Here is a 1,128-nt window from a genome sequence, read left to right as displayed (position 1 = left end):
GCAACCTTGTTGGTCCCAGTAATCTTGGAGTTTGAGAATGATTTGCTGAAAAGTAAGCATGATTTACCTGGCTAAGCCTTTGATTTTACATGGCTAAGCAGGTGAACTATGAAATCGCGATTAGTTTCGTTTATGGCGAATCAGACCCAGGATGAGCAAGAGGCAAGAAAGGCTCAAAATGGGGGCATTTCCCCAAATGACATAAGGAGTTTTGCCAGAGTAGGCTTGAATCTTCAGGCTGAGCGCGCCTTGGGTAAATTCGCCAAGCTGAGATAGCACTTTCCCGTCTGGGCCAAGGGCTGCCGTAATGCCGGTATTTGTGGCTCGCAGCGCTGGGAGGCCAGTCTCCAGGGAGCGTAACTGGGATAGTCTTAATTGCTGCGCTGGTGCTTGAGAGTCCCCAAACCAAGCTAGATTAGTCATATTGATCAACAGGTTAACGGGTTTACTGCTCTGATCAATTCGGGATGCTAGCTCCCCGCCAAATACGTCCTCATAGCAAATCGTGATGGCCGCATGAATTGATTCTTTGCCAGATCGAATGATGCTGAAGGGGGCCTGATCTAATGTGCCACGTGCAAAGTCGCTCATAGGAACATGAAAAGCATTCACAAACCAATGAAAGCCGGGCGGAATAAATTCGCCAAAGGGTACCAAGTGGGATTTGTCATATTGATAGCTTGGAGCATTAGGAGATAGTCCAAGAGCCCGGTTGGTGTATTTCACGCCAGTAGAGCCACTGATCTCCCCAATCAATCCAAGCAAAACATTGCTGGAGGTATTGGTAGAAAACTGTTGGAGTGATCCTAATAAGCCTGCAGGTAGATTGCTTTGTGGCCAAGGATAGGCAGTCTCTGGAGTAATGATGAGATCGGCCGATTGACTCTCGATAGCATTGGTATAAAAACCAAATTGTTCTTCAATGGATTTAGGGTTGAACTTGAGGCTTTGCTCAAAATTGCCCTGAATTAAACGCACACTGAGTGGCTCGCCAATTGGGCTTGTGAAAGTCCACAAGCTCGCGAGTTGTGCAAGTGCAATCGTAGAAATAATGCAAGCACTGCTAAAGAACATATTTTTCTTTAACTGACTGAATTCCAAAGAGACCCACACCACTAAAAATGTGCA

Annotated in this window: 1 protein-coding gene; it reads right to left on the bottom strand. The window is 46.3% G+C overall.

Going from position 1 to position 1,128, the window contains the following annotated elements; translation table 11 throughout:
* Positions 1-120: 120 nt before the first annotated feature.
* On the bottom strand, positions 121-1,128 hold a 1,008-nt coding region (gene lnt, locus B7X71_RS17475), incomplete at its 5' end, for an apolipoprotein N-acyltransferase (protein ID WP_293601677.1).

It is taken from the genome of Polynucleobacter sp. 39-46-10, from assembly GCF_002282275.1.
The sequence above is the reverse complement of the archived record's forward strand: the minus strand, read 5'-3'. Positions and strand labels throughout refer to the sequence as shown.